Source organism: Pseudomonas sp. GW821-FHT05D12, assembly GCF_059419825.1.
In genome coordinates this window covers 1-5949 of the sequence record NZ_JBWKSN010000025.1, presented here as the reverse complement: position 1 = coordinate 5949, position 5949 = coordinate 1, and the positions used below count along the sequence as shown (strand labels likewise).

Annotated in this window: 5 protein-coding genes; 3 read left to right on the top strand and 2 right to left on the bottom strand. The window is 63.2% G+C overall.

What is annotated here, in order from left to right; all coding sequences use genetic code 11:
* Window positions 1-17: 17 nt before the first annotated feature.
* A complete protein-coding gene (gene macA, locus AC07SI_RS29675; RefSeq protein WP_495007080.1) occupies window positions 18-1139 on the top strand; it encodes a macrolide transporter subunit MacA in 1122 nt (373 codons plus the stop codon).
* Between the two features lie 3 nt (window positions 1140-1142).
* On the top strand, window positions 1143-3101 hold the full coding sequence (locus tag AC07SI_RS29670; protein ID WP_495007071.1) for a MacB family efflux pump subunit: 1959 nt from the start codon (window positions 1143-1145) through the stop codon (window positions 3099-3101).
* A 60-nt stretch (window positions 3102-3161) separates the two neighbouring features.
* Here AC07SI_RS29670 and AC07SI_RS29665 read toward each other — a convergent pair whose 3' ends face one another.
* On the bottom strand, window positions 3162-3833 hold the full coding sequence (locus AC07SI_RS29665) for a helix-turn-helix domain-containing protein (RefSeq protein ID WP_177410338.1): 672 nt from the start codon (window positions 3831-3833) through the stop codon (window positions 3162-3164).
* Between the two features lie 111 nt (window positions 3834-3944).
* On the bottom strand, window positions 3945-5189 hold the full coding sequence (locus tag AC07SI_RS29660) for a methionine gamma-lyase (protein WP_495007070.1): 1245 nt from the start codon (window positions 5187-5189) through the stop codon (window positions 3945-3947).
* Between the two features lie 123 nt (window positions 5190-5312).
* On the opposite strand from AC07SI_RS29660, the gene AC07SI_RS29655 reads away from it, so the two are divergent.
* Complete coding sequence (locus AC07SI_RS29655) at window positions 5313-5783, top strand: Lrp/AsnC family transcriptional regulator (protein WP_065910374.1); 471 nt, start codon at window positions 5313-5315, stop codon at window positions 5781-5783.
* The last annotated feature ends 166 nt before the right edge of the window (window positions 5784-5949 follow it).

Below are 5949 nucleotides of genomic sequence, written 5' to 3'. Positions count from 1 at the left end.
AGTGGCGCAAAACCGGTATGTGCCTGGCGTTGGCGGCCGCTATTGGCCTGGTGGTGTATGCCGTCCAGGCTCCCGCCGACGCCCCCCAATACCTCACGGCTAGCGTCGAACGCGGCGATATCGAGAATGCCGTGTTGGCCACCGGCGTGCTTGAAGGCATCAAGCAGGTCGACGTCGGCGCCCAGGTTTCGGGCCAGTTGAAGTCGCTCAAAGTCAAGGTCGGCGACAAGGTGAAAAAGGGCCAGTGGCTGGCCGAGATCGACCCGCTGATCCTGCAGAACACCCTGCGCAAGGCCCAGGTCGACGAAGAAAACCTGCAGGCCCAGCGCCGTGCCACGGCGGCCCAGCTCAAGCAGGCCAAGTCGGTGTATGAACGCTACAAGGGCCTGCAGGATGATGAGTCGGTGTCGCGCCAGGATTTCGAAGACGCCGAGTCCACGTTCCAGGTGCAGCAGGCCAACCTGCTGTCCCTGGATGCGCAGATCAAGAGTGCGCATATCCAGATCGACACGGCCAAGGTCAACCTGGCCTACACGCGCATCGTCGCGCCCATCGACGGCGACGTGGTCGGCATCGTCACCCAGGAAGGCCAGACGGTCATTGCCAACCAACTGGCGCCGGTGCTGCTCAAGCTGGCGGACCTGGACACCATGACCGTCAAGGCCCAGGTCTCGGAGGCCGATGTGATTCATATCAGCCCCGGCCAGCAGGTGTACTTCACCATCCTCGGCGAGGCCGACAAGCGCTACTACGCCAAGCTGCGCGGCACTGAGCCGGCGCCGCAGAACTTCCTCGAGACCCAGACCGCCGGCACCCCCAAGCAGAACACGGCGGTGTTCTATAACGCGCTGTTCGACGTGCCCAACCCTGACCATCGCCTGCGCATCGCCATGACCGCCCAGGTGCGCATCGTGCTCGACACCGCCGAGGCCGCGCTGATGGTGCCGGTGGCCGCGCTGGGCCCGCGCAACCCCGATGGCAGCTACCCGCTGCGGGTGCTCGACGCCAACGGCAAGGCGCTGTCGCGGCAGGTGAAGACCGGCATCAACAACAACGTCAAGGTGCAGATCCTGGAGGGCCTGGCCGAGGGCGATAAAGTCGTGATCGGCGATGCCTCGCCGGCCGTGGCGGGGAACTGAGCCATGACCCAGCCACTGTTGGAACTCAAGGGCATTACCCGCAGTTTTATCGCCGGCGAGCGTGAATTCATTGCGCTCAAGGGCATCGACCTGACCATCGAAGCTGGCGAGATGGTGGCGATCATCGGGGCCTCGGGCTCGGGCAAATCGACCCTGATGAACATCCTCGGCGGCCTCGATTACGCGACTGCCGGCAGTTACAGGATCAACGGCATCGAGACCCGCTCACTCGGCGATGAGCAACTGGCCGAACTGCGCCGCGACTACTTCGGCTTTATCTTCCAGCGCTACCATTTGCTTGCGCACCTGAGTGCCTTGCACAACGTGGAAATGCCGGCGATTTATGCCGGTACCGCGCAAACCCAGCGGCACGCCCGCGCGGGGGAGCTGCTCGCACGGCTGGGCCTGGCCGGCCACACCAGCCACCGGCCCAGCCAGCTCTCCGGCGGGCAGCAGCAACGGGTGAGCATTGCCCGCGCCTTGATGAACGGCGGTGAAGTGATCCTCGCCGACGAGCCCACCGGTGCCCTCGACACCCACAGCGGCAAGGAGGTGATGCGCATCCTCGCCGAGCTGCACGCCGCCGGGCATACGGTGATTATCGTCACCCACGACCCCAAGGTGGCGGCGAATGCCCAGCGCATCGTCGAGGTCTGCGATGGCGAGATTGTCAGCGACAAGGCCAACCAGAGCAGCGGCCTGGAGCTGCCCGCGGAAGCGCCCGTCGAGCCACGGCGCAGCGGTGCGCGGCGCCTGGTGGCGAGCCTGGGGTTGTTCAAGGAAGCTTTCAACATGGCGTGGGTCGCGCTGGTGTCCCATCGCATGCGCACGTTGCTGACCATGCTCGGCATTGTCATCGGCATCACCTCGGTGGTGTCGATCTCGGCCATCGGCGAGGGCGCCAAGCGCTATGTGCTCAAGGACATCCAGGCGATCGGCAGCAACACCATCGATATCTTTTCCGGCACCAGTTTTGGCGACAGCCGCGCGTCGGCCATCGAGACGCTGATGCCGTCGGATGTGGACGCGTTGAACCAGCTGTATTACGTCGACAGCGCGACCCCGGTGGTGGGCCGCAACCTGTTGCTGCGCTTTGGCAACATCGACCTGGATGCGCAGGTCAATGGCGTCAGTGATCGCTACTTCAAGGTCAAGGGCTTGAAGCTCGAGGCCGGGATCGCCTTCAGCGAAAGCGATGCACGGCGCCAGGCCCAGGTGGTGGTCATCGACCACAACACCCGCCAGCGCCTGTTCGGGCCAACTGTCGACCCGTTGGGCCAGGTGATCCTGGTGGGCAACCTGCCGTGCACGGTGATCGGCGTCACGGCCGAGAATAAAAACATGTTCGCCGCCAGCAAGGCGCTGAACGTCTGGGTGCCGTATGAAACCGCCGCGGGGCGGCTGCTGGGCCAGCGCCATCTGGACAGCATCACGGTGCGCATCAAGGACGGCCAGCCGAGCAAGGTGGTGGAGGAGAACGTCAACAAGCTCATGCTGCAACGCCACGGCACCAAGGATTTTTTCACCAACAACCTCGACAGCATCATGCAGACCGTGCAGAAAACCAGCCGCTCGCTGGCGTTGCTGCTGTCGTTGATTGCGGTGATTTCCCTGCTGGTGGGCGGAATCGGCGTGATGAATATCATGCTGGTGTCGGTCACCGAGCGCACTCGCGAAATCGGTATTCGCATGGCGGTGGGTGCGCGACAGTCGGACATTCGCCAGCAGTTCCTGGTGGAGGCGGTGATGGTGTGCCTGATCGGCGGGGTGATCGGGATCTTGCTGTCCTACGGGCTGGGCTTGCTGTTTTCGCTGTTTGTGAAGGAGTGGGAGATGGTGTTTTCGGTGGGCTCGATCGTCACCGCGTTTGCCTGTTCGACGCTGATCGGCATTGTGTTTGGCTTCGTGCCAGCAAGGAATGCGGCGCGGCTGGATCCGATCGAGGCGTTGGCGCGCGATTGAGTGCCCGAGGTGGCGGTGATCTGTGGCGGGCAGGGCAAGCCTGCTCGCCACAGTCGGGGGCTAAGGGGCCGTTTCATCCTTGGTGGCATACATCCACCGCAACAACGAGTGCCGCCCGCTGATCCCGAGCTTGATCGCCGCGCGTTTGAGGTAGCTCTCGATGGTGTTGACCTTCAGCGCCAACTGCTCGGCCAGTTCCGGTGCCGTGCGCCCGGCCAGCAGGCCCACGCACACTTCCAGTTCACGGTTGGACAAGGTCAACCCCGACTGCACCAGCCGTTCTTCGATGCGCCGGCGCAGGGTGTCGATGCCCTGGTTCTGCGCGGGCACCGGGTCGCTGTCCTGGCGGCACGGGTGGAGCGCGGTGATGTGTTTTTCGACCATGGGCAGCAGCAGCGTGGAGAAGTCCTGCAGCATGCTGCGTTCCTGCGGCGAAAAGCTTTCGGATTGGTGCGAGCGGTACACCGAGAGCACGTAGCGCACGTCGTCTTTGTGGCGGGTGAGGTGCAATTGTGCGGCCGGTTGTTCCACGCCCAGGGTCGCCACGGAGTCGGTATAGACCGGGCTGATCTGGCGACGGGTGTGGCCTTCGTGACTGACGCGCAGTTGGGTGATATGGGTGGCGTCCACTGCCAGTTGGGTGAGGATCAGGTCATGCAGCATGCGTGGGAAATGGCGACTGCCGGTGCTTGCGATGACCTTGCCTATATGTGGGAACAGGTGTGAGTTCATCAGTTCGTCCATGAGTTTCGGGTGCAGGACGTATGCTAGTACAGCCTGGCGGGGTGATGGGGATCCAATCCGCAAAAAGCCGCATTAAACCCCCTACAGCCCGCGTAAGCCCTATCTCACAGACTGCGACGCCAACACCGGCTGCCGGGGCAGGGCGCGGGTGCATTTGGCCAGGGCCTGCTGCACGTCCGCCAGCAGGTCGGCGACATCCTCCAGGCCGACCGACAGGCGCACCAGCCCTTCGCTGATGCCATGGTGCGCGCGCTGCTCGGGGGTGTAGGTGGAATGGGTCATGCTCGCCGGGTGCTGGGCCAGTGACTCGGCGTCGCCGAGGCTGACCGCGCGGGTGAACACCTTCAGCGCATTCATGAAACGCCGGCCGGTGTCGATGCCGCCCTTGAGCTCGAAGGCGATCATGCCGCCGGACATTTTCATTTGCTGCTGCGCCAGTGCGTATTGTGGGAAGCAGCGCAGGCCCGGGTAGGTCACCGACTGCACGGCCGGGTGTGCCTGCAGGGCTTCGGCCAGCGCCTGGGCGTTGCTGCAATGACGGTCCATGCGCAGGGCCAGGGTCTTGAGGCCACGCATCAGCAGGGCCGCGTCCTGCGGCGACATCACCGCGCCGGTCAGGTCCTTGAGGCCTTGCAGACGGATGCGCTGGGCCAGTGCCTGGCCGCTCACGGCGATACCGGCGGTGATATCGCCGTGGCCGCTGAGGTACTTGGTGGCCGAGTGCACGACCACGTCGGCGCCGAGGTCGAGGGGGCGTTGCAGGTAGGGCGTGCAGTAGGTGTTGTCGACCACCACGGTGATATCGCCATGTTGGTGGGCGAGGGCGGCCACGGCAGTGATATCCACCAGTTGCAGGTTGGGGTTGGCCGGGGTCTCGCAGTAGATCATGCGCGTGGCCGGGCTGATTGCCGCTTGCAGGGCGGCCAGGTCAGTCAGGTCGACGTGCCGTACCTTGATGCCGAACTCGCCGATGCCGTGATGCAGCAGGGCGAAGGTGCAGCCGTAGACGGTCTGGCCGACGATCACCTCGTCACCGGGGCGCAGCAGGGTCCAGAACGTCGCGGCAATCGCGCCCATGCCCGAGCTGAAGGCCACTGCCGCCTCGCCGTTTTCCAGACTGGCCATGCGCGCTTCCAGGAGTGCCAGGGTCGGGTTGGAAATACGCGTATAGAAGTACCCGTTGGCTTCGCCGGCAAAACACGCGGCGCCGTATTCGGCGGTGGGAAAGGCGAACGTCGCCGACAGATAAATAGGCGGGACAAGCGCGCCGTGGTGGTCCTTGGGGTCGTAGCCGTGGTGGATGGCGCGGGTGGAAAAGCCGAATGCATTGTGTTTATTGTTCATGTCGGACGCTCCTTATTTCCTACAATGCTATGCTCATAACCAAAGATGAACGTTGCAAAGTTTGCTGCCAAATCCCGCGTACCGGGATGAAAACCCGATAAAAACAACAATCAGAGGCAAGATATGCCCGTGAGTCTCGATCGTACCGACAAGGCCCTTTTAAACGCGCTGCAAGGCAATGCGCGCCTCACCGTAGCCGAACTGGCCGAGCGAGTGTCCCTCACCACCTCGCCCTGCTGGCGCCGCGTGCGCAACCTCGAAGAGAGCGGCGTGATCAGTGGTTACCAGGCGATCCTGTCGCCCAAGGCGCTGGGGTATGGCGTGACGGCGTTTGTCAGCATCATGATGGACAGCCACACCCAGGAAATTGCCCGCGCGTTTGAACAGCGGCTGCTTGAAATCCCGGAAATCGTGGCGTGTCATAACGTGTCGGGGCGGTATGACTTTTTGCTTGAAGTGGTGGCCAGGGACCTTGAATCGTTCGGGGAGTTTGCGCGGGAGGTGTTGCAGACGCTGCCTTGTGTGAAGGAGATTTATTCGAGTTTTTCCTACAAGTCGGTGCGGGCGTTGCGGGTTATTCCGTTGCCGGGGTGACGGTCGGGTTTGCATTCTTTTATTTGGGTAACGGCTGCTATTGGTTGCGCCCTTACGGCGCGTCACTTTGGAAAAGCCCCAAAGTAACCAAAGGGCTCTTGCCCCAACACTCGGCACCTCGCCTAGGCTCGGTGTGCCCGTAATCCGACATTGATTTGGGGGGCCG

Excerpts from the sequence above, each read along its gene's own strand:
- macA (WP_495007080.1), top strand. The coding sequence starts at position 18 with ATGTGCCTGGCGTTGGCGGCCGCTATTGGCCTGGTGGTGTATGCCGTC.
- AC07SI_RS29670 (WP_495007071.1), top strand. The coding sequence starts at position 1,143 with ATGACCCAGCCACTGTTGGAACTCAAGGGCATTACCCGCAGTTTTATC.
- AC07SI_RS29665 (WP_177410338.1), bottom strand. The coding sequence starts at position 3,833 with ATGAACTCACACCTGTTCCCACATATAGGCAAGGTCATCGCAAGCACC.
- AC07SI_RS29660 (WP_495007070.1), bottom strand. The coding sequence starts at position 5,189 with ATGAACAATAAACACAATGCATTCGGCTTTTCCACCCGCGCCATCCAC.
- AC07SI_RS29655 (WP_065910374.1), top strand. The coding sequence starts at position 5,313 with ATGCCCGTGAGTCTCGATCGTACCGACAAGGCCCTTTTAAACGCGCTG.